The sequence below is a fragment of the Enterovibrio nigricans DSM 22720 genome, assembly GCF_900167155.1.
Taxonomy (GTDB): Bacteria; Pseudomonadota; Gammaproteobacteria; order Enterobacterales; family Vibrionaceae; genus Enterovibrio; species Enterovibrio nigricans.
On the sequence record NZ_FUXU01000012.1, the window covers coordinates 21,244 to 44,986 of the forward strand.

20 protein-coding genes and 1 pseudogene are annotated in these 23,743 nt (G+C 48.4%); 6 read left to right on the plus strand and 15 right to left on the minus strand.

Annotation, left to right across the window (positions count from 1 at the left end; translation table 11 throughout):
* Positions 1-180 precede the first annotated feature (180 nt).
* The gene (locus B5D35_RS06705; RefSeq protein ID WP_078751823.1) at positions 181-1,503 is read left to right on the plus strand and encodes a Na+/H+ antiporter family protein; all 1,323 of its coding nucleotides are present in this window, start codon (positions 181-183) and stop codon (positions 1,501-1,503) included.
* 77 nt (positions 1,504-1,580) lie between these two features.
* Here the strand turns inward: B5D35_RS06705 and B5D35_RS06710 are convergent, their stop codons facing one another.
* The gene (locus B5D35_RS06710; protein WP_078751824.1) at positions 1,581-1,919 is read right to left on the minus strand and encodes a Grx4 family monothiol glutaredoxin; all 339 of its coding nucleotides are present in this window, start codon (positions 1,917-1,919) and stop codon (positions 1,581-1,583) included.
* A 264-nt stretch (positions 1,920-2,183) separates the two neighbouring features.
* Here B5D35_RS06710 and sodB point away from each other — a divergent pair, with 264 nt between their 5' ends.
* Entirely contained in the window at positions 2,184-2,768 is a 585-nt protein-coding gene (gene sodB, locus B5D35_RS06715) for a superoxide dismutase [Fe] (protein ID WP_078751825.1), read from the plus strand.
* 141 nt (positions 2,769-2,909) lie between these two features.
* Here the strand turns inward: sodB and asd are convergent, their stop codons facing one another.
* Positions 2,910-4,028: an aspartate-semialdehyde dehydrogenase gene (gene asd, locus B5D35_RS06720; protein WP_078751826.1), complete on the minus strand. Its 1,119-nt coding sequence runs from the start codon at positions 4,026-4,028 to the stop codon at positions 2,910-2,912.
* 586 nt (positions 4,029-4,614) lie between these two features.
* Between asd and nhaC the strand changes: the two are divergent.
* From nhaC to B5D35_RS06740, 4 genes and pseudogenes are all read left to right on the plus strand, one after another.
* Positions 4,615-6,051 (plus strand): annotated as a pseudogene (gene nhaC / locus B5D35_RS06725) (Na+/H+ antiporter NhaC).
* A 326-nt stretch (positions 6,052-6,377) separates the two neighbouring features.
* A complete protein-coding gene (locus B5D35_RS06730; RefSeq protein WP_078751827.1) occupies positions 6,378-7,106 on the plus strand; it encodes a nucleoside recognition domain-containing protein in 729 nt (242 codons plus the stop codon).
* Positions 7,106-7,567, plus strand: coding sequence for a YjiG family protein (locus tag B5D35_RS06735; protein WP_078751828.1), 462 nt, complete (start codon positions 7,106-7,108; stop codon positions 7,565-7,567). Before B5D35_RS06730 ends, B5D35_RS06735 begins: the two co-directional genes overlap by 1 nt.
* Before the next feature lie 69 nt (positions 7,568-7,636).
* Entirely contained in the window at positions 7,637-8,758 is a 1,122-nt protein-coding gene (locus B5D35_RS06740) for a M20 family metallopeptidase (RefSeq protein ID WP_078751829.1), read from the plus strand.
* A 68-nt stretch (positions 8,759-8,826) separates the two neighbouring features.
* Here the strand turns inward: B5D35_RS06740 and B5D35_RS06745 are convergent, their stop codons facing one another.
* The 13 genes from B5D35_RS06745 to B5D35_RS06805 form a co-directional block, all read right to left on the minus strand.
* Positions 8,827-10,230 (minus strand): TRAP transporter large permease, encoded by a 1,404-nt coding sequence (locus tag B5D35_RS06745; RefSeq protein ID WP_078751830.1) that lies wholly within the window; start codon positions 10,228-10,230, stop codon positions 8,827-8,829.
* Complete coding sequence (locus tag B5D35_RS06750) at positions 10,227-10,799, minus strand: TRAP transporter small permease (RefSeq protein ID WP_078751831.1); 573 nt, start codon at positions 10,797-10,799, stop codon at positions 10,227-10,229. The genes B5D35_RS06745 and B5D35_RS06750 overlap by 4 nt, the downstream gene beginning before the upstream one ends.
* A 45-nt stretch (positions 10,800-10,844) precedes the next feature.
* Positions 10,845-11,831: a TRAP transporter substrate-binding protein gene (locus B5D35_RS06755; protein ID WP_078751832.1), complete on the minus strand. Its 987-nt coding sequence runs from the start codon at positions 11,829-11,831 to the stop codon at positions 10,845-10,847.
* A gap of 259 nt (positions 11,832-12,090) precedes the next feature.
* The gene (locus B5D35_RS06760; RefSeq protein ID WP_078751833.1) at positions 12,091-13,629 is read right to left on the minus strand and encodes a glycerol-3-phosphate dehydrogenase; all 1,539 of its coding nucleotides are present in this window, start codon (positions 13,627-13,629) and stop codon (positions 12,091-12,093) included.
* A gap of 39 nt (positions 13,630-13,668) precedes the next feature.
* Positions 13,669-14,334 (minus strand): class II aldolase/adducin family protein, encoded by a 666-nt coding sequence (locus B5D35_RS06765; RefSeq protein ID WP_244556516.1) that lies wholly within the window; start codon positions 14,332-14,334, stop codon positions 13,669-13,671.
* A gap of 48 nt (positions 14,335-14,382) precedes the next feature.
* The gene (locus tag B5D35_RS06770; protein WP_078751834.1) at positions 14,383-15,423 is read right to left on the minus strand and encodes a 2-hydroxyacid dehydrogenase; all 1,041 of its coding nucleotides are present in this window, start codon (positions 15,421-15,423) and stop codon (positions 14,383-14,385) included.
* Positions 15,420-16,982: an FGGY-family carbohydrate kinase gene (locus B5D35_RS06775; RefSeq protein WP_170915138.1), complete on the minus strand. Its 1,563-nt coding sequence runs from the start codon at positions 16,980-16,982 to the stop codon at positions 15,420-15,422. Before B5D35_RS06775 ends, B5D35_RS06770 begins: the two co-directional genes overlap by 4 nt.
* Positions 16,983-16,984: 2 nt before the next feature.
* Entirely contained in the window at positions 16,985-18,127 is a 1,143-nt protein-coding gene (locus B5D35_RS06780; protein ID WP_078751836.1) for an ABC transporter ATP-binding protein, read from the minus strand.
* Positions 18,124-19,245: an ABC transporter ATP-binding protein gene (locus B5D35_RS06785; RefSeq protein WP_078751837.1), complete on the minus strand. Its 1,122-nt coding sequence runs from the start codon at positions 19,243-19,245 to the stop codon at positions 18,124-18,126. Before B5D35_RS06785 ends, B5D35_RS06780 begins: the two co-directional genes overlap by 4 nt.
* Positions 19,246-19,251: 6 nt before the next feature.
* Positions 19,252-20,109, minus strand: a complete 858-nt coding sequence (locus B5D35_RS06790) for a carbohydrate ABC transporter permease (protein WP_078751838.1) — start codon at positions 20,107-20,109, stop codon at positions 19,252-19,254.
* A gap of 42 nt (positions 20,110-20,151) precedes the next feature.
* The gene (locus B5D35_RS06795; RefSeq protein WP_078751839.1) at positions 20,152-21,030 is read right to left on the minus strand and encodes a carbohydrate ABC transporter permease; all 879 of its coding nucleotides are present in this window, start codon (positions 21,028-21,030) and stop codon (positions 20,152-20,154) included.
* 54 nt (positions 21,031-21,084) lie between these two features.
* Complete coding sequence (locus tag B5D35_RS06800) at positions 21,085-22,527, minus strand: extracellular solute-binding protein (RefSeq protein WP_078751840.1); 1,443 nt, start codon at positions 22,525-22,527, stop codon at positions 21,085-21,087.
* 48 nt (positions 22,528-22,575) lie between these two features.
* Entirely contained in the window at positions 22,576-23,547 is a 972-nt protein-coding gene (locus B5D35_RS06805) for a sugar-binding transcriptional regulator (protein ID WP_078751841.1), read from the minus strand.
* Between the last annotated feature and the right edge of the window lie 196 nt (positions 23,548-23,743).

Here is a 23,743-nt window from a genome sequence, read left to right on the forward strand (position 1 = left end):
TAGCCCGCCCAATCCCTGCTTCAAAGGCCTATTTGCGTAGGCCTTCTTCTTTTTTTCTCTTTCCGTTAATTTCCTCTCGACAATGTAAAAAAAACGCGCAAACTGTGTTTTTTTGTGACATCAATCTTTTTAGGACGTTTTTTCGCCGGGATTGGGCGAGTTTTGTAGGGATAAGAAGTAATGAATCCAGTAGTCGTTTCCGTCTGTGTGATGCTGTTGTTAGCTCTATTACGAGTTAATGTCGTTGTCGCGTTGACCTTTAGTGCCATTCTTGGCGGTATTGTGAGTGGCATGAGTTTGCCCGATACCATTTCAGCGTTCGAAGGTGGTTTAGGCGGTGGTGCGACCATCGCGTTGAGCTATGCCATGCTAGGCACCTTTGCCGTCGCTATCAATCGCTCGGGCATCACAGATCTGCTTGCCCAATCAGTAATTCGTAAACTTAATGGCCGAGACAGTGCAAAAGGGTCTGCTGCACTCAAATACTCTGTGCTCGTTGTGTTGGGTTTGCTGGCGATTTCTTCACAAAATGCCATCCCTGTGCACATTGCTTTTATCCCTATTGTTATTCCACCTCTTTTGCATGTATTTGCAAAACTCAAGATGGACCGCCGTCTGGTTGCATGTGTTCTGACATTTGGTTTGATTACACCCTACATGGTGTTACCGATTGGCTTTGGCGGCATCTTCCTTAACAATATTCTTTTAAAAAACCTGCACGACAATGGTTTGGATGTGGTCGCAAGCCAAGTCCCGCATGCAATGCTATTGCCAGCCGCGGGCATGTTGTTTGGTGTCCTGATGGCTGTCTTTATCAGCTACCGTAAACCCCGTGAATATTCGGAAGAACTGATCCTAGCCGCTGAGCCTGAGAAAGCAGAATTCAAACCTTGGAACATCTGGGTGGCAGTGATTGCCATTATTGTCACTCTCGGCGCACAGCTTTACACCGGCTCCATGATAGTCGGCGCATTGGCTGGTTTTATGGTGTTTACGTTTGGCGGTGTCATCAAGTGGAAAGACTCCCACGATGTATTCACACGCGGCGTACACATGATGGCGATGATCGGCTTTATTATGATTTCTGCGGCAGGCTTTGCGGCAGTGATGAAAGCCACAGGCGGTGTGGAAACACTGGTTGCCTCACTATCATCAAGCATTGGCGACAATAAGCCACTTGCGGCACTGTTAATGTTGGTTGTTGGTCTGTTGGTCACCATGGGCATTGGTTCATCATTCTCGACAATTCCAATCATCGCAACCATCTATGTTCCACTGGCACTAGCGTTTGGCTTTTCGCCAATGGCAACCATTGCTCTGGTTGGCACCGCCGCAGCATTGGGTGATGCTGGCTCTCCAGCCTCGGATTCAACGCTGGGGCCAACATCTGGTTTGAATAGTGACGGCCAGCACGAACACATTTGGGATACGGTCGTGCCGACCTTTATCCACTACAACCTGCCGCTTATTGCATTCGGTTGGTTGGCTGCAATGACGCTATAAGTCAGTACCCGTAGCTAAAACAGCAAGATACAAAAAAGCCGCTGACATCAGCGGCTTTTTTCATCTCACTCGAAAACTTATTCGTTTTCTGCAGCATCACGGCGTGCTGCTGCTTCTTTGATCATTGGCTGAAGTTCACCTTTCTGGAACATTTCCAGAATAATGTCACAACCACCGATCAACTCACCATCAATCCACAACTGTGGGAAAGTCGGCCATTGCGCGTAGATTGGCAGCTCAGCGCGGATATCTGGGTTTTGTAAGATATCTACGTATGCGAATTTCTCACCACACGTCATCAGAGCCTGGCTAGCCTGAGACGAGAAGCCACAGCTAGGTAGCTTAGGCGAACCTTTCATGTATAGCAGAATTGCGTTTTCTTCGATCTGCTGTTTAATTTTATCAATAGTTTCCATTACTTCCTCGAACACAAAGCGTGATGATTACATCGATTCTAACTGGGAAATGCTCGGAAAAAAACGCCTAAAGTTTGTAGGGGCAAATTCCCTCCATTTTTTTAAAATTCTTCTTTTAATAAAGTAAAAACTTGCTAAACTATTCCGCAGTTAGCCTATAAGTAGATACGTCAGCCTACAGGTAAGCACTCTTAAAGTGTAAGACAAATCTACAGGAAGCAATAAAGTCAGGGGGAGACCCCGTCTATCATGGAGAATCGAGTAATGGCATTTCAACTACCAGCTCTTCCTTACGAAAAAAATGCTCTAGAGCCACATATCTCTCAAGAGACTCTGGAATACCACTACGGCAAACACCACAACACTTACGTGGTTAAGCTGAATGGCCTGATCGAAGGTACTGAGCTTGAAAGCAAATCTCTGGAAGAGATCATCAAGACTTCTACCGGCGGTGTATTTAACAACGCTGCTCAAATCTGGAACCACACGTTTTACTGGCACTGCCTGAGCCCAAATGGCGGCGGCGAGCCTACGGGTGACGTTGCAGACGCTATCGCGAAATCTTTCGGTTCTTTTGAAGAATTCAAAGCAAAATTCACTGATTCAGCAATCAACAACTTCGGTTCTTCTTGGACTTGGTTGGTGAAAAAAGCTGACGGTTCTCTGGATATCGTTAACACGTCAAACGCGGGTACACCTCTTACTGAAGAAGGCGTAACGCCACTGCTGACTGTTGACCTGTGGGAACACGCGTACTACATCGATTTCCGCAACCTGCGTCCAGACTACATGAACGCGTTCTGGGCACTGGTTAACTGGGAATTCGTTGCACAAAATCTGGCAGCGTAATTTCTGGCTATTGCCTTAGAATAGAAAAATACCTCGCCTCGGCGGGGTATTTTTTTGCCTGCGGTTTTGTGGCACCAACAGCAGTGGTAAGGATAAAAAAACCGCTGCACGAGCAGCGGTTCTTCAGTGTCGAAGTTTTACTTAAGCAACTTCAGACAGGATAATGCGGAGCGTACGACGCAATGGCTCTGCTGCACCCCACAACAACTGGTCGCCGACAGTAAACGCGTTGAGGTAATCGTCGCCCATCGCCATTTTGCGTAAACGACCCACAGGAATAGACAATGTGCCAGTGACTTTTGCAGGAGACAATTCCTGAACGGTCATGTCACGCTCGTTCGGGATCACTTTTACCCAATCATTGTGCGCAGCGATGATGCTTTCGATTTCGTCCAATGGAACGTTTTTCTTCAGCTTCAGCGTCAATGCCTGGCTGTGACAACGCATCGCACCGATACGGACACAAGTACCATCAATTGGAATTGGGCTGTCTTGGAGACCCAAAATCTTGTTGGTTTCTACCGTGCCTTTCCATTCTTCTTTGCTCTGGCCGTTTTCGCGTTTCACATCAATCCATGGGATCAATGAACCTGCCAAGGGTGCGCCAAATTCAGACGTTGGGAAATTTGCCGAACGTTGAGTCTCTGCCACTTTACGGTCAATATCGAGAATAGACGTTGAAGGGTTCGCCAGATCCATGCTTACGGAGTCATTTATCACGCCCATTTGGCTGATAAGCTCCCGCATGTTTTTCGCACCTGCACCCGAAGCTGCCTGATAAGTTTGAGATGTCATCCACTCAACCAGACCTGCTTGGTACAATCCACCCACCGCCATCAGCATCAAGCTAACGGTGCAGTTACCACCCACATAGGCTTTCGTGCCTTGGTGAATGCCTTCTTGAATTTGTTTAAAGTTAACTGGGTCCAACGTGATGATAGAATCGTCTTTCATACGTAAAGACGAAGCGGCATCGATCCAGAAACCCTTCCAGCCTGCGGCTAACAGCTTTGGATACACTTCATCGGTATAACTGCCGCCTTGGCAGGTGACGATAATGTCTAGCGTTTTCAGGCTTTCAATATCAAACGCATTTTGCAGAAGACCTGCATCTTTACCATAGTTTGGTGCAGGGATACCTACTTGAGAGGTGCTATAGAAAACGGGCTCAATAACATCAAAGTCACGCTCTTCTACCATGCGCTGCATCAGTACGGAGCCAACCATACCTCGCCAGCCTACTAAACCTACTCTTTTCATTAGTACTCACACTCCTTGTTTAATCTTCTGTACCTATCTTGAAAATTAACGACACAAATAACAAGCAAAAACTGAATCTTTTTGCAGCTAAACGTTAAAACTCACAGCAAAGTGGCGTGTTTTTTCAACAACACAGCCAGAAGGAACAAGATGCAAACACTCTCGATGGTAACAATATGAATTGATTGCATTTATATCCGCAGTTAAGAATATAATGCCAACAATCATATATATAACTACCCCATGGAAAATTCACAGTTACAAGCGCCACATTAAGCCAAATTGATAGCATTAATCGCCGTCCATTTACACATCCTCATACATTATAGAAACAAACCCACCCCAACGAACAGCGCTAACAATTAACAAAACCACTCGATCACACAAACCCTCAAAAACAAACACTTCACACCGTCAACGCGGAGAAATGTAAATACTTGTTACCCCTGCAGACAGTATTTCGCTAAAGTATGCGTCCGCCGCCAGGAAGGTAGTAATGAAAGCCCACCAAACCTGCAGCCTGAGGTTGTTTCGGTACATTTCGGCAGGAGCCAAAAGGGCCTTACTCTTAAGAAAGGTTTGAGATATGCAACAACACTCGGCGCGACTACCTTCCCTTTTCCAAGTTTTCGCTGCGCTTGGTCTGTTCCTGTTACTGGCATTTTCGTTTACAGCGAAGTTAAATCTTCCTATCCAGTTGGCTTTATACATTGGCTGGTTCGTGGTTATTGGTTTAGGCATTCGGCTCGGTCATCGATATAAAGACCTTGAGCACGCTGCGACCCAGGGTATTTCAAATGGCTTAGGTGCAGTGCTTATCCTGTTAGCCGTGGGTTCCCTCGTCGGAACATAGATTGCGGGCGGTATCGTTCCAACCATCATTTATTACGGTTTAAAAGCCATTCATCCATCCATATTCCTCGCCGCTACCATGATTATTTGTTCACTGACTGCGCTGGCTACTGGCACGTCTTGGGGGGCGGCAGGTACTGCCGGTATCGCAATGATGGGGATTGGACAAGGCTTAGGGGTGCCTGCGCCTGTCACCGCTGGTGCCGTGCTGTCAGGCTGCTATTTCGGGGACAAAATGTCGCCATTGTCTGACTCTGTGATCCTTGCTTTTTCGATGTCTGGTGTTGAGATTGTCGAACACATCAAAGGCATGCTGCCAATCGCATTGATTAGCTACATCATCACAGCGCTGATGTTTACTGCATTTGGTCTTCACTACACTGGCAATGTCGATATGGCTCAGGTGTCTGATGTGATTGCCGCAATGGACAAGCAATTCATTATTACACCCTTCTCCTTTATTCCCGTTGCTATCGTGCTCGTACTGTTGGCCCTGCGTTTACCATCTTTCCCCGTGATTTCTCTCGGTTCAGTACTGGGTATTGTATGGGCGATCGTGGTTCAAGGCATGAACCCGCTGGATGCCATTAATACCGCTTGGGCACCCTATTCAATTACGTCAGGTGTCAGCTTTATCGACGCCATCCTTAATCGTGGTGGTATGGAGTCGATGCTAGGTTCAGTGGCGGTTATCGTTTTCGGTCTCGGTTTCGGCGGACTGTTGGATAAAGTGGGTGTTCTTGAAACCATTGCGAAGATTTTTGAACGTAAAGTTAACTCAGCAGGTAGTCTGGCGACATCGACCATCGCGACAGCATTCTTGGGGAACGTATTTGGTTCAGCGATGTATGTTTCACTGATCCTGACGCCAAAAATTTGCGCGAAAAACTATGACCGTTTAGGGTTCAAACGCAAGAACCTCTCTCGCAATGCAGAGTTCGGCGGGACGCTAACATCGGGTATGGTGCCTTGGAGCGACAACGGTATTTATATGGCAAGTATTCTGGGTGTCGCAACCTTGTCTTATGCGCCGTTTATGTGGCTGAGCTTCGTCTGTATTTTAGTGACAATTGTGACTTCTTATATGGGGTGGTTTGTGAACCCATGCAAACCAACAGGGTCTATGACGACTGTGCCAAAATGTGCCAATGCACAAATTCAAAACGCATAATTTCTTATTGAGATAGGGCGTTCTATATACGCCCTATCTACGCTTCTCCGCCAAACCCTACTTTGAACCCACCCGCAACCTACCGCTGTTGCACAAATATCACACCAAATTATTCACTTTTCATAAGCCACATTTCAGTGCTCATCACTTTTCATAACAAATGACTTCGTTACCAATAGCCACCAATGACGATCAAGATCTCATTTTCATGCAATTCATCGCATTGCGGTGGTTTTATGTAGCCCATATTGACCCCTGTCAATTTCCGTTTTCCAGTCTGAAGCACAATCGATTCGTTCAATTTTATCTTTGTTTGAGGGAACAATATGTCGCAACCGGCAAACTCAGACCGCAAAGTCACTATCGGCGCCTATATTGCGCTGGCATTTGCAGTCGTATTCTTTTCTGGCCTTCTCCAATCTAATCAATGGTATGGCATTTTCGATTTCACCACGCTAAATGGCTCGTTCGGTAGCGTCGTTTACTCTGTAAATGAAACTGCTGACGGTATTCAAACTGCCGCAACATCAATGCGTGGTAAAGGCGGTAGCGGTGCTCGTGACGGTTTCATGTTCGCCCTGACCCTGATCCCAACCGTAATGTTTGCTCTTGGTATGATTAATGTTCTGGAGCACTACGGTGCACTTGAAGCCGCGCGCAAACTTTTAACACCTCTTCTGCGCCCACTGATGAACGTTCCTGGTAACACAGGTTTGGCCCTGATTGCTTCTTTGCAAAGTACGGATGCGGGTGCAGCGATGACTCGCCAGCTCAAAGATGAGGGGCAACTCACCAAGCGTGAAGCTGACATCTTTACCATGTTCCAGTTCTCTGCTGGCGCCACCATCGTTAACTTCTTCTCGTCAGGCGCGGTACTGTTCACCCTGACACTGGTTGACGGCTCGATGGCTGTTACATCATCAATCGGCCTGGCCGTCGGCGTTATGTTTATCTTCAAATTTGTCGGCGCAAACCTGTTCCGTGTTTACCTGAACATCACGGAAGGCAAAGAAGACAAAGCCAACAACGCATCGCTGACTGAGGAGAAAGCATAATGACGACAGCTAAAAAGCCGATGGTGACGGATATCTTCGTCGAAGGTGCGAAAAAAGGCTGGAACATCGCCACCATGTCGACCGTACCAAACGTTCTGATGGCATTTGTGATCATCAAAGCGCTACAAATTACCGGTGCGCTAGACATGATGGGCACTCTTTTCTCGCCGATCATGGCGATTTTCGGACTACCTGGTGAAGCCGCTGCTGTACTGATTGGCGCATGGATGTCGATGGGTGGTGCAGTAGGTGTTGTTATCACTCTATTTGACCAAGGTATCCTGAACGGCGAGCACATCGCTATTCTGGCGCCTGCTATCTACTTGATGGGTTCTCAGGTTCAGTACCTAGGTCGTATCTTGGGTCCAATCGGTACCGAAGGTCGTTACATCCCAATCATGATCCTGATCTCTGTGATCAACGCCTTCGGCGCAATGTTTGTGATGAATATTCTGGTGTAACCCCCCCTGATTTTTGCGCTGAAAGACACGCTTTCAGCGCAGCTTTCCAAATGGAATTCTGGAGTAATTATGAGCTTTTCATTAGACGCTTACCTTGAAGAACTTCGCCCTCTGGTGAACGTAGACTGTGGCACGCTGACCGTTGAAGGTATTGAAGTCATTGCAGACATCATGGCTGCAAAATACGAAGACATGGGTGGCTGGAACATCAAACGTGTTGATTGCGGTATTGCTGGCCCCGGCCTCGAAATCCGCAACAAGCCAGAAAGCGATGTTATCGACCTGATGTTGATTGGCCACATGGATACCGTATTCCCGGTAGGTACCGCGGCTAAACGCCCGATGAGCGTTGACGGTAACCGTGCATTTGGTCCGGGTGTGTCAGACATGAAATCTGGTCTGTTGAACATTGTTTATGCACTACGCACACTGGATGCGGCCGTACTGGACAAAATGTCTATCTGTGTTTGCATGAACCCAGATGAAGAGATCGGTTCTCTGCATTCTGGCGAGTGGCTGAAATCAGTGGCAGAAGATGCGCACCATGTGTTGGTTTGTGAAGCAGCCCGTGCAGACGGCTCTTTGGTTAAAGCGCGTAAAGGTAATGCTCGCTACAAAATGACCTTTAATGGGAAAGCTGCGCACGCAGGTAACGAACCGCAAAATGGTCGTAGCGCAATTTCGGAAATGGCGCATTGGATTGTGGCTATTAACGAAATGACTAACTTCGACACTGGCACCACACTAAACGTGGGCGTTGTCAGTGGTGGTGACGGTGCAAACATCGTTCCAGAGCTAGCAACCGCTGTGGTTGATGTACGTTTCTGGGACAATGATGAATACGCCGCTGTTGACAGAAAAATCCGTGAAATGGCAGAAAATGCATTCATTGATGGTGTGTCTGTAATTGTTGATCGCGAAGCGTACAAACCTTCAATGACACCTAGCGAGAAAACAGAATCGCTGATGGCAATGATCGAAGAAACAGGCACGGAGTTGGGTATGAACATCACCTGGCAAGCCGTTGGTGGTGGTTCTGATGCGAACTTGACTGCGATTCTTGGCATTCCGACGCTGGACGGTCTGGGCCCTATCGGTGCAGGTTTCCACAGTGACGCTGAATATCTGGAACTTGATTCTATCGAGCCACGCGTCGAGATGCTTCAACGCATCATCACTAAGCTGGCTTAACAGCAGGCTTCAAGTAAATAGAGGGCGTCATCGACGCCCTCTTTGTATGAGTAACGTTTACCCTGTATTTATGACTTGTATCCTCTGAGGGAGTCGATGTAGTCAGGTAGAAACAACGATATTTGTGGGATGTAGGTGATCAATATTAAGAAGATCAACAGCAGCCCCAACCACGGCAATGCGGCCTTTATCGCCCAGCCCATGCTTTCTCCGGTAATCCCCGCAGTCACAAAGAGATTGAGTCCCACGGGTGGTGTCAGCATGCCAATCTCCATGTTCACTACCATGATGATCCCGAGATGGATCGGATCAATACCCAGTTGCACCGCAATAGGAAACAAGATTGGCGCCATGATCAGAAGGATCGCCGACGGCTCCATGAAGTTCCCTGCTATGAGCAACAATATGTTTACGACGATCAAAAAGCCCCATGCAGGAAGCCCCCACGCAACAATCGTTTCAGCAATGGTATGTGGTATACGTTCAGTGGTAAGAACATGTGCGAAAAGCATGGCATTTGCGATGATAAACAGCAGCATAATACTGACTTTCGCGGCATCTTTGACGACATGGTTCACTTCTTTATCCATGAAAGAACGCACCATCACTACGGGGAGCAAAAGCATGTTACGAACAAACATGGCAATTGTATTTTCGCCCTCTTTACGCCATGCCACGTGTTTTAAAGGGCCAATGTCTCTATAGCCCCACACACTCACCAGCCACGCATAAACAGCCGCAACCGAGGCAGCCTCTGTCGGGCTTGCCACACCACCATAGATTGAACCAAGCACAATGATGATAAGCATCAGCCCGCCCAATGCCCGAGCACCGGAAAATGCTAATGCCCTCACACCGGGAAACGGCTGGGACGGCAAACCTTTGATTCTGGCAACGATGTAAATCGCCAGCATCAAAATACCGCCCATCATGAGGCCCGGAATAAAGCCTGCCATAAACATACGCGACGCTGACACTTCTGTGGCAGCGGCGTAAACCAGCATCACGATTGACGGCGGGATCAAAATACCCAAAGTTCCCGCATTGGCAATCACTCCCGCAGCAAACGCTTTGGGATACCCCGCCTTTACCATCCCGACGATGACTATCGAGCCTATTGCGGCAACGGTCGCCGGTGAGCTTCCCGAAACAGCGGCAAACAGCATACAGGCCATGACAGACGCCATCGCCAACCCACCTTTAATGTGGCCAACAGAATCAATAGCAAAGTTGATAAGACGTCTTGCCACGCCGCCCGTTGAAAGAAAGGCTGAAGAGAGAATAAAAAACGGGATAGCAAGGAGTGTGTAGTGTTCACTGGTCGCCTCAAACAGTTTGAGCGAAATAGACGCCAACGAGTCATTGGAGAACATCAGTATGGTTGCCACACTCGATAAACCTAACGCTATCGCGATGGGCATACCCATAAACATGCACAAGAAAAGCAAGCCAAATAATACTGCAATTGTCATTGGTTTCGCTCCTTGTTCGCACTGTCCGTTTCTTCACTGCTCTCCTGCACAATTTCCTCTGCCAGGTGCATACTTTCTTCAGCTTCATCAATGAATCCGAAGCCTTTACGGGAGCCTTTCACGACCTCATAAGCAATGGTGCAGACACGAAGAGCAAGCAAGCCAAACCCGAGGATAAGGCATGTCATGGCTTTCCATTTTTCAATGGGCATGTCTTCCATTTCGATGCCAATCATTTTCATTTTGCTGAGGTAAATCCAAGATCCGTAGAGAAACAAGCCACAATAGACAAGACACAATGCCAAGGCGATAAGGGTAACGACCTTCTGTCGTGAAGGAGATAGGTGTTTAATCGCCGCATCCACACCGATATGCGCACCTTCTCTCAGTCCCCAAGACGCGCCCATCAGCACCATCCAAGCGGAGAGATACAGGGTAAGCTCCTGCGCCCAAAGCAACCCTTCATTGAAGAAGAAGCGCAGAATCACTTCCATAAACACAAGCAGTGTCATTGCCACCAGTAAGAGACCAATCCCTGCCTCTTCAAAGCGGTGTAATAACCGAATCATTTCAAACTCCATGAAAAAGCCCGGTAGAACACCGGGCTTTTTGTATTACTGATTGGATGCCACTGCAGCTTCAATAAGCTCGGGGCCGATTTGTTCTTGGAATTCAACCCAAACAGGTTTCATCACTTCCACCCATTTCGCTCGCTGATCATCGGTGAGGGTAATGATTTCACTGCGGCCTGATTCGATGATGTTCTGGCGATCTTTCATCGCTTTTTCATTCGCAATCTGGTTGCCATGCGCGACAGCTTCTTCCAGTGCCTTTGCCAGCACTTGGCGATCCTCGTCTGGCAATTGCATCCAGAACTCGGTCGATGTTGTCACCATATAATCCAGAACACCGTGGTTTGACTCCGTGATATAAGGCTGAACTTCAAAGAATTTTTTGGAGTAGATGTTTGACCAGGTGTTTTCCTGTCCATCAATCGCGCGAGTTTGCAGAAGCGTGAATACTTCTGAGAACGGCTTTTTCAAAGGAACGGCATCAACGGCTTCAAACTGGGCTGCAAGTACGTCAGAGCTCATGATGCGGAACTTCTTACCATCAGCGTCACTCGGCACGCGTAAAGGGTCGTTCGCGGAAAGCTGCTTTAACCCATTGTGAAGGTAACCCAATCCGACCAAACCTTTGCTGTTCACCGAGTTCAGTAACGCCTGTCCTGCTTCGCTACGTTGGAAACGATCCACCGCCGCCATATCTTTAAACAAAAACGGCAGATCATAAATTTGTAACTGCTTGGTGTATTTCGAAAATTTGGATAATGACGGAGCAATAAACTGAATGTCCCCCAGCAGCAGAGCCTCCATTTCTTTTCCGTCGCCAAACAACTGGGAGTTTGGATAGACTTCTACAACATATTTATCGCCGATCCGCTCAGCCACCAAATCCCGGAATTTCAGTGCCATCTGTCCTTTGGGCGTATTTTCAGCCACCACATGTGAAAATTTGATGGTTTCTGGCGCAGCATGTACCCATGCAGAAAGGCCAGTAAAAAGTGCTACTGACAACAGCACTCTGCAAAACATCTTCATATCGTTTCCTCTCACTCCATGTATTCAGCATGCGCTTCGCATGCGTGTCATATTCCCTTAACCAACTAGCCTATTCACCGTAAAAGGTGAGCTACAACGCGATAGGATTAACAGTTGATTAAAGGTAGTGAGAGGTGATCAAAGAGAAATGGGTGAAAAGCCACCCATCTTTCAGGATAAACTGTGAGCGTTTATCACTATCTTGTTGTTCTCGCCTTTTCCCTCTTTTATAGCAGTGCGTAAGGCCGTTAATGGGGCCTTAGCATGACATCGCTGAGTCATTGCTTGCCGGCAAACTTGGTTGTTTAACTAAAACCCACTGTGCAAACTTTTGTTTTTGCTCATTCGTTAGAAATAAACCATGTTTAGTACGACGCTCTAAAATATCTTCCGATGTAAGTGCCCACTCATGTCGAATAAGATATTCGGCCTCTCTGGCATAGAGAAGTCCACCAAAATGTTCCCCCAAATCAGCCGTGGCCTGTGCCCCTTCTAAAAGTACAAACAACCGTGTCCCATAAAGCCGGACGTAATGATGAACAAGCGAACAAGGTAACCAGGGATACGCCTTTTCAACCTTTTTGATAAAAACACCAACATCTCTCCCCATATCACCCCCTGGCAGTGTGGCGTTAACTGTCCAATTGGGTTTCATCGCTGGGAAAAAGGGTTTGAGCTTCTCCATCGCATGTTGCGAAAGCTCTCTAAATGTGGTGATTTTGCCGCCATAGATATTTAGCAGCGGGGTCATACCAGACACACTATCTAACTCTAATTCATAGTCGCGAGTTACAGCACTAGGGTTGTTACTGTCGTCGTCAAACAACGGGCGAACGCCGGAGAATGCATGCAGGATGTCACTCTCACAGGGAGGATCGTCAAAATAGCGCGACAGTGTTTCTAACAGGTACTTTGTTTCGTGTGCGTCAATCGCAACATCTTCTGGATTGCCCGCATAACTAACGTCCGTCGTCCCGATCAGACAAAGATCGTCGAGATAGGGATTAACGAAAATGACTCGTTTATCCGGATTTTGCAGCAGATAAGCATGATCGCCCTGCCAGAACTTTTTAGCCACAAGATGACTGCCCTTCACCAAGCGTACCCTTCGTTTGCTGGCGAACTTCAGCACTCTTTCATTGACATCATTAATCCAAGGACCCGCAGCGTTCACGACAGCTCGAGACCGAAAAATGGTTTGTCGCCCCTGCTGATCTGTCGTTACAACCCGCCAGTACCCACCAGCACTTCGTGTCACCTCATCACAGCGGGTTCGGGGTAATATTTTGGCTCCTTTTTCATAGGCATCCATGGCACTCAAAATCACCAAGCGCGAGTCATCTACCCAACAGTCAGAATATTCATATGCTGTTTTAAATTGACGTTTCAGCCCTTCCTTTAAAGGAGAAAGCTTTCGCGTTGTGGTATTTGGTAGCGTTTGATTTCCCCCAATGTGATCATACAAAAACAGACCCAGACGAATAAACCAACTCGGTCGCTTGCCTTCCCCAAGTAGGAGCACGAACCGCAATGGCCATATGATGTGAGGGGCAGAGCGCAACAAAACGTCACGCTCTTTCAGCGCCTCACTAACAAGGCGGAATTCGAAATACTCAAGGTAACGTAAGCCTCCATGTATCAGTTTTCCAGAACGGGAGCTCGTTCCTTCAGCCAGATCCTCTTTCTCACACAGGATAACGTCTAATCCTCTACCTGCCGCATCTCTTGCAATACCAACACCATTAATTCCACCACCTATAACAAAGAGATCGACAGTGCAGTTATGCTCATCTTTCATCGGCTTTACCTGCTGCACACAGTGTTTGTTATTTATGCCTTAGGCATCATCTTTGGGGCCATAGCTGCCAAAAGCGGCAATGGTGCCAGCAATTTCTTCATCACTGAGCACCACCGCATCTCCCATCAATAAAGTATTAAAATATTGGCGGGCCAAGGTTTCTAGCTCTACCGCTCGCCACATGGCTTTATCCAGCGTTTCACCGATCGCAATCATGCCGTGATTCGCTAACAGACAGGCCGTTCTGTTTTTCAACGCAGTGAGGGCATTTTGCGAAAGCTCCTCCGTACCAAAACGTGCAAAGTCTGCGCAACGAACAACTGAGCCCCCAAATGCTGCAATCATATAGTGAACGGCCGGCAAGTCTTTTCGGGCAATGGCAATCGCCGTGCAATAGGTTGGGTGGGCATGAACAACAGCATGTGTATCACTACGTGCCGTTAGAATATCAAGATGGAAACGCCACTCTGTTGAGGGTTTCATTGGCCCCTCCCAACTACCGTAATCATGATTGATCGGCATTTTTGCCAGCATTTCCGGTTCCATCTTGTGGTAAGGAACACCCGAAGGCGTAATGATCATACTTTCTTCATATCGCGCGGAGATGTTGCCAGACGTACCTTGATTTAATCCGCTTTGATTCATAAATAGGCATTGTGCGATGATCTCCTGCCTCAAGGCATACTCTTGCTGCGTCATGGTCATGGCTTGTTTCCTTTCAGGGTTATGTGAATTTTGGAGTGAACGAATTAATCAACAGGGGTTGATTGGAGGCTCCCCAACGAGATAACGCTGTATTTCCTCAGCAGCAGCATTGGCTGCATTGTAAATAGTTCGAATAGAGGCACCGGCAATATGAGGGGTTAGTGTCACACTCGGCATAGCCAGCAATGGATCGTCGACAGGGATAGGCTCAACACCAAAGGTTTCCAACATCGCTCCCCTGAGCTTTCCTCGCTGAAGCGCCCGAGTCAGTGCGGGATAGTCAACCATCGGGCCGCGCGCGGTGTTAATAAACGTCGCCCCGTCTTTCATTTTCTCGAACGCCTTGTAGTCAAACAGTCCGGTGGTTTCCTCGGTCACCCTTGCATGAAGTGATACCACATCCGATTGATTCAGGAGCGAATCAAATTCCACTTGTTCAACACCAGCCTTGATGTCTTCCTCACTCAGGGTTTTATAAGGGTCGCAAACGATTATCCGGCATTTAAAAGGGCGAAGAAGTGCGGTGACGAGCGAGCCAATCTCACCATAACCGACAAGACCAACCGTCATATCGCACAGCTCGTTCCCCGTGGTATCCGCACGATAGAGATCGCCACGCCACTTTCCATGCCTTAATGCATCATGGCCACGGGTGATGTTTCGGGTTTCAGATAAAATGGCACCTATCGTAAATTCAGCCACCGCGGTTGCATTTCGTCCCGGCGCATTAACGACAGTAACGCCGTTAGCTTTAGCTGCCTTCATATCGATATTGACCGGCCCACCGCGTGAAACCGCAACCAGCTTTAAGTTTGGTAAGCGTTCAAACATTGCACGAGAAAGAGGGGCGAGATGATTCACCAGTATGCTGGCGTCGCCAATAAAACTGACAATGTCATCGGGATCCCCTAAGTACTCCTTCAGACCTTCAAGTGCGGGGGTTTGATAGCCATGCTCCATTGGCGTTTCCGGCCAATCTAGCTGCAGCGTTTTATAGCAGAGTTGGTTTGGGCAGGCTTTCTCCAACGCATCGATAAAATACTTAGGCTGCATAAACAGATCGCCGATAACTGCTACTTCTGTTTTCATGACGGACTCCTTTTTTGATGGCCAAAGGCGGCCCAAACAGGGGAGAAATATGTTCGGGTTTGCAGATAAAGGTCTCGCTTCGATTGATAAACGTGCACGAGGCTGGCGTCTGGCTGTACTGACGATAAAAGCCGCGGTTTGACCCATGACTCAGCGGCAGATGCCATGTCGTTATACAGCCCCACTTTTACCGCAACCATCATGGCGACACCCGCAGCCCCGGCTTCTTGTTGGTCGATTCTTCGTATTGGGCGGTTCAGCACCGATGCAAGCAAGGAAATGAAGCGTTGAGAATGAGCAGCACCACCAGTAATACGCACTTCATTGGGTAAATCTCCCATTGCGCGATAACAATCCCAAGTGGCAAATGCCAACCCCTCAAGCACAGCGAGAAAGAGGTGATAATAGCTATGATGAATATCTAATCCGGAAAAACTGGCACGCGCTTTTGGATCAAGAAAAGGCCCGCGTTCACCAGCATTAGATATGTACGGATGAAATAAAACGCACTCCGCGTTGGCAGGCGGATGATCATCTATGAGTTTCAGAAGAGCCTGCCTGTCTAGTGTCACGCCAAGATCGTTACAAACCGTAATGACCATATCGAGTATCCAATCGATATTGAGCGTGGCAGACATGTTAGATTGCATTTGCGCGAGCATGCCCTTTTCGGGAAAGCACATGATATAGCCAGTTTTCTCTTCGGATAGCCGGACAGCCTTCGCATCCGGCAAAAGCCTAATGTGCATCCCCGTTGTTCCGACAATGGAACAGCCGCTTTGAGTACAGTGTCCATCGTACAATCCCCCACCGAGTGCCGTGCACATCACATCAACGTAGCCCAGCGTTACGGGTATCCCCATGGGAAGGCCGCAACGCTTAGCGGCATCCTGAGTAAGTGGGTAAGCGTCTTCTAATCCATCAACAATGGGTGGTAACAAGTGTTGTAACGATTCGAGCTTAAGGATTCGGAGGACTTCCTGTTCGTAATTTCGGGTGCGGAAATTACCAAAAGTGAATACTGCCTCAGATGGGTCTGCCGCCCTCACCCCCGTCAAGCAGTAGTACAGCCAGTCTTTGGCGTGAAATGCACTCGCTGCTAACGCGACTCTCTCCGGCTCATGCTGTTGCAGCCAACGTAACTGACAGCTTTGCTGGCAGGCATTGACTCCTGTGCCAGTGAGTGAAAACAAGGTATCGTAATCTGGGCCCTCACTGATCGCCTGCGCTATCTCTGAAGCCCGGCTATCCAACCATAGCAAAGCTGGCCCAACCGGTACGCCATCACGATCCACCAGCCATGTACCGTCTCCCTGAGCAGTGATGCCCAAGCCAATAACGCGGTCACGAATCTCAGGATTACCCTCCACCAGTGATGAAATCACATCAGCGGTGACCTGCCAGGTTTCAAGCATATCCTGCTCTACATGACCATTTGCATGGGAAACATATGGATTGGGGTGACTGGCGGTAGCCAATACAGTCCCTTGATGATCAAAGGCCACGGCTTTGATCATTGAAGTCCCGGCATCAACACCAATAATGACTGCATTATTCATTGTCATGCCCGCCCTGAATGATGTGAAGATGCTGAGCAGGACGATTCAGTCAGCCGGCTACCAGACAAAGGGTCAAAGAAATGTAATTGTCGTTGGTCAATTTGAACTCTCGCATCATCGCCGGGACGAAGCGGTGACCTCTCATGGCTGATAGCAATCAAGCTGTGCTCGGCGATACGAATGGAGAAATGCGTCTGATCACCAAGCCACTGATTTGCCAATACACGGCCAGACAGACCCGTATCCGTCAGTTGAACTGCATAAGGACGGAATCCCATCATTAATTCGCCTCGCTGGCACAAATACTCACAAAGCGCTGGCGTGAAATTGGCTTTATCACACTGAATCGTATAGACGCCGCCGCTTCGTCCAAGGTCAATCAACAAGGAATCCCCGTCGTTTTTCACAAAGACAGGCAACAGGTTCATGGGAGGCTCACCAATAAACGTACCCACAAAGCGGTTGGCGGGTGATGCCTTCAAGGTGGCGGGCGTTGCATATTGCATCAACTCACCACCTTCCATCACAGCAATTCTGTCCGCCAGTGCGTTTGCTTCTGTTTGATCATGTGTCACCAGAATCGCGGTCAAACCACGGCTTTTCAGGTAGTGCTTAATATGCCCGCGAAGCAAAGTGCGCAAGCGAGGCTCCAGTTGCCCCATAGGCTCATCAAGGAGAAACAGATCTGCATCTCGCGCTAATGCCCTCGCCAAACTGACACGTTGCTGCTGGCCGCCCGATAATGACGATGGATAAGCGTCTAAGATGTCTTCTATTGCTAACAAGGTTGCCAACTCGTTGATGCGCTGGTTGATTGCCTCACGGCTCAACCCACTGCTTTTCAACGCAAAGCCAATGTTGTCTTGGACTGAAAGGGGTGGATAAAGCGAGTAGCCTTCAAATGCCATGGCCACGCCTCGCTGTGCAGGTGGCAATGTTTGTATCTCCCGTCCCGCCAGAGTAATACTTCCCGTCGTGGCGGCTTCAAATCCGGCAATCATCCTCAATGTAGAGGTCTTCCCGCACCCCGATGACCCCAGCAACGCGATGATTTCACCTTTCTCTACAGAAAGGCTCAATCTTTTAACGGCATGTACATTTCCGTCATAAACCTTATTGATCTGCGATAAAACGAGCTGGCTCATGCGCACACTCCCGTTATCTTTGTCTCTAATGACGTAATACGCTTCCCTGTTTTCGCATCAAAAAGCGTCATATCCGAGGCATCAAAAGTAACAAAGACGACGGCCCCGACCTCTGGGCTTTGAAATTGCGAGGGTATTGATGCAACCAGCTCTAGCCCTTTTTTGTCTGCCAGAAGTATCACGGTCTTTTCATTCACTGGCGTCACCGCATTGACAGTGAAAGCCGCAGACTCTGGCTTTTTTTCAGGGAGCAATGACAACGCGTCCGGACGCACTGCACAGGTGTACTCCGTTGAATCCAGTGCCTGAGCATTGGCAGGAACAGGTAGCTCAACACTGCAATCGCCAATTTGAGATCGCCATTGTCCGCCATGCCAATAGGGAGAAACCGTGAAAGCGTTAATGGCTGGGTCGCCAAATGCTTCTGCTATTTCCAGCGTTTCCGGGGTATAGAAAATTTCTTCCGGTGTACCAACCTGCACAATGCCTTCTCCTTTACCGTCTAGAATCGCAATACGATCGCCTAGAGCCATTGCTTCCCGGTAATCCTGAGTAACGTAAACAACACTCGGCGCACTGCGTGAAAGCAGTTGTGGTAGTTCAAGCCTCATTTCAAAACGCAATTTGGCATCGACATTTCTTAGTGGATCATCCAGCAGCAAAATATCGGGTTGGGACACCAACGCTCTGGCTAGTGCTGTTCGTTGTTTTTGCCCGTTAGACAACGCTTTGGGCGCGTGATCGAGCACCTTGTCAATTTTCAGAAGCTGGGCAACTTCCAACACTCGGGTCTTAACTTCACCTGTGTTGAGCCCGCTTCTTGCAATGGCACTCGCAATGTTTTCAAACGCATCCATGTGAGGAAACAGGGCAAAGTTCTGAAATGCCATGCCAATCCCTCGATGCTCAGGACCACTGTTTGTCATCTCTTCGCCCCTTAACACCACTTCGCCTTGCGTGGGCAACTCAAGCCCTGCAATGAACCTCAACAGCAGGTTTTTTCCACTCCCAGACGGTCCAAACAACACCAAGGTCTCCCCTTTGGCCACCGTCAACGAAATGTCTGTCAAAACAGGGTTGTCCTTAAAGTGTTTGCTAAGGTTTTTCAGTTCAATCATGACGACCTACCCTTTCACCGCACCAAGTGACAATCCCTCTACCAAGTACCGTTGGGCATACAAGGCCAGCAACAATGTCGGCGCAATGGACAAGACAATTGCGGCAGCGATTTGACCGTATTGAATGCCGGAAGCAGTGACAAACGCCAATGCCCCAACCGTAACTGGCTGCTTATCTGCCGAGGCGAGGACGAGGGCAAACACAAAGTTGTTCCAGGCAAAAATGAAAGACAGCAGTCCCGCCGCTGCTATACCTGGGCCTGCCAATGGAACGGCTATCTTACGGAACGTCCTGAACCAGCTGTTTCCCCCCAGTCGGTAGGCATACTCAATGTCTGGGCTTATGTCCTCAAAGTAACCACGTACAATCCACAAAATCAGCGGTAGGCAAATCAGTTGGTATACCCAGATAAGTCCGGTGTAGGTATTGGCCATACCAATATCTTGGAAATACAACGACAAGGGGAGAAGCACGAGGAGAGGAGGAGCAAAACGGAATGACAAAAGGGTGAATGCGATATCTTCCCCTAACTTAAACTGAAAACGCGCAAACGCGTATGCCGCTGGTACACCGAGGATTAGTGCCAGTAACACTGAACTTGTTGATAAAAACAGGCTGTTCCCCAAGTTCTTCATGAACGCGATATCTAATGTCCCGCCAGCACTTTCCAGCTTTCCTGTGATGAGCGATGTGTAGTTTTGCAGTGTCGGCTCAAACACTATGCTGGGTGGAATCCTCAAGATTTGTTCATTGGTCTGAAAAGACATCAACAAGATCCAGAAGATCGGGAACAGGAAGAACACCAGCACTAAGGTAATCATTACTCGGCGCAACCATCGCTCAAGCAGGGAATATTGCTCCATGACTTCTCCTTAACTCGCCTTGTTCTTGGCCCGTAACTTGAGTCAGTTTTTTACAAATAGGTTCGACAAAAAGTATGTGATAGCCCAAAGGACCATCAGCAAGGCTGCCGAACGACCGACGTTCGTTGATTGAAAAAATTGCAAATATGCCTCGACCTGAAACACCATTAATTTGTCGCCAGGCCCTCCTTGGGTCATGGCATAAATGATGTCGAACTGCTGAATGGCGTCGAGAAGCCGAAATAACACCGCTGTCAGTAAGTAAGGTGTCAGCATGGGCAATGTAATTCGAAAGAAGACGAAGCTACGGGGGACATTATCCAGAGCCGCAGCTTCAAACGGTTGTGTGGGGAGAGAACGCAGGCCGGCCAACAATAAGATCATGATGAAAGGCGTATATACCCACACATCAACCAACACGACCGTCATTAAGGCTGTATCCGGAGAAGAGGCCCACTTAAAGTCTTCAATCCCGGCTGATGCAACGAAATAGCTCAATATGCCGAAATTAGGGTTGGTCATTAACTTCCACATCAAGGCAGCTAACGCTGGTGCTGTCATCAATGGCATTAGCAATGCGATTGAGACTATGTTGTTAAAACGGGTCCGCCTTTGCAGCAACAATGCAATACCAAGGCCAAGGACCAGTTCTATCCCAACAGTTAACCCCGTGTAGGAAAGTGACACCTTCAGGGTGTTCCAAAATGACGGATCCGAAAAGAAATCTGCATAGTTTTCGCCCCAGTTGAACTTTCTCAAATGGGGCAAGTTCAGCCGATACCGCTCCAACGAGTAGTACACCGCCGTGAAAAAAGGAATCAAAACACCAATGCAAACCAGAAGAGCAGGAAGGCTCAATAAATAAGGCAAAGCTTTGTGCCGAAATTGCCCGGATTTATACTTTTGAACAGTTTGCGACATCCTTGACTCCTTCACCGTCTCGTTAAGGGCTCCCTGCTAGGGGAGCCGCCCGAATTAACTCAGTCCGGCATCCCTGAGTTGTTTATTCACGCTCTCGGCCAACATATCGAGACCTTCATCAACCGGCACCTGGTTTGCCACCATTTGTTGCAGCATGGACGCCCACTCGGTGGTCAAATCGAAGAACAAAGGCTGGGGGGTGAAATAGATTTGAGCATTGGCTGCGGAAGCATCATGCTGATCCAGATAGCCTGGGTACTTATCTGCAATGCGGGTTCGAAAATCTTCGTTATTCCAAACAGACTGTCGGACTGGGTTAACGAAATCCATTTTCCCTGCGCCAAAGAGGCCATGCTCAATACCGCTTGCCCATTGCATGAAATACCAAGCTTCATCTTTGCGTTTGGAGAAATTCGACATGGCCAGTGACCAAATCCAGACGTTCGGCGAAGGGGCCTGTGCTTCTGGGTTTGCAGCAAACGCCGCATAGGCAATATTGCCGCGTTCTTTATTGTCACCACCATTCATAAAGTAACCGAGGATATCGGCGTCATAGATCATGGCGGAAGCCCCCGCCCCTAAGTCCGTCCCGACTTGATACCAGGTATACGTCGACCAGTTTTTAGGGCCCGACTCTTGAATCATCGTCACCCATTGGCGATGAAACGCTTTAGAGGTATCGGTGTTCATTGCTGCCTGCAATGTGCCATCACTTCGCATGGTGAGATCTTTTTGCCCGAAGTTGGCATAACCTGAGAGGAAGCCGGGATGGATCGTTGCCCATGAGCGTGATCCCCTTACACCGATGCCATAGGGTCCCCCCAAATCACGTTGCGCTTTCGCCGCGGTTTCGATCATCTCATCCATATTGGTAGGGACACTCAACCCGGCTTTATCAAAATAACGCTTGTTATAAGACAGGTTGTTCAACTCGTAGCCCCAAGGAATACACCATTGTTTGGCATTGGCTGAACCCAATTTACTGCCGGGAATGCCATCCCATGCTGTAGAAGCTCGTAGTCCGGGTAACACATCGTCCCAGCGATAACCGGGATTGGTTTTCGTGGGGTCAGAAATAAACTCGTTCAGGTCAACAACCCAACCAGCCGGTCCATAGGTCCAGGTCATATAGGCCCCAGTCATAAAGGCATCATACTCTGAGGAACGGGAGGAAAGAGCGGCGGTGACTTTATCGAAGTAAACATCTTCTGGAAAAATGTCATACTCGACTTTCATACCTGTCAACGCTTCAAATGCCGGGAGGTTGGCAATCATCGCATCCACATAAGGATGCTTGTTTAGCAACAGTTTTACTGACTTGCCTTGGTACTTCTTCCAATCAAAGTCTGCTGCGAGAGCTTGACTCGACATTGTGCCGAGAAGAGTACCTGTCGCAGTTGCTGTTGCGCCTAACGCGGCCATTCCTTTTAGAAAATCGCGTCGTCCGACATCACCCCGAAGGTAACGGCTGACCAGCTTTTTTTGTTTCCTTAACATGGTTGACTCCTGTTTCAGTAACCGGAAATGCGCAGTGCGCTTCCTGTCCTATTGATCACTCAACAACTGCTTGGCTGTTACGTCGTCAGTGATCAGCCCTTTCATCAAGCCGCTTTTCAATACGGCTTTTAGCGCAGGCACTTTCGACACGCCTCCCGCCAACGCCACCAATGGCTTCCCGCGTAGTTCATCCACAGAGAGCGACATGGCTCTTTCATTGAGGCTGGTTTTTACTGGTTCCCCTTCGGCATCAAAGTAATGCCCGAGTAGCTCGCCCTGAGCGTTTAACGCTTGTATTTCATGCATTTCTTCTTTGGTAACCAAATTGACTTCACTCAGATGGGAATGCCAATTCGCCTCCCCGATGCTGATGATGAGCAAATCCGCTTCTCGCCCCATATCAAAAACATCGGCAATGCCCGGTTGCCTCATCAGGGTTTCCTTATCCTGGGCACTGTTTGCAAAAATCGAGACGGGCAACATGTAAGCTTCAGCATCGGTTTTTTCCGCTAGACGATGGATGACATCAAGAGGATTCGCCGCAAACTTTCGCGTCAAACCGCCTAGAAGAGAGACAAACCTTGTGTGTGTTTGATGTATTGCAGGAAGGTGATGAACCATAGACGCCAACGTCCGCCCATGGCCGATGCCAATGGTCTTATACTGCTCGCTTTCAATGATGCGTCGCAGAAAGCCTGCCCCCGCTAGACCCAGAGCGCGGAGAGGAAGCCCATCTTCATTCAGATCAGGAACGACCTGACAAAATTCAAGTCCATAGTTGGCAGTCAGAGAGTCTTCCAAGTCAATGCAGCATTGAATAGAGGGGTCAACAAGAACGGTAATCAATCCTTGCTTGAATGCGCGAGAAATAAGCCTATGAGCCTTTGGCTGGGTAATACCAAGGCGCTTCGCGACTTCGCTTTGTGTAAACCCTCCAGAGTAATGCAACCAAGCTGCATGCGCAGCGAGACTGTCTTCTTCTGAAAGGGGGGCGGCGGTACGCTTTAGAGATAACACCATTGCTCCGTGAATAATTTTGCATCCAATGAAAAATTATTTATTCACAGCAAAAAAAACGTCAAACCGCACCGCGTTTCGTATACGAGATAAACAAGAGGCAAAGGGAAAGGACGGGTCGCTAACTCACTAAAAAACAGACAAATAGAAAAGTGAGCATTTTACTTTAGCTCATGAGCAAAAGATCGTTGCCGATTTG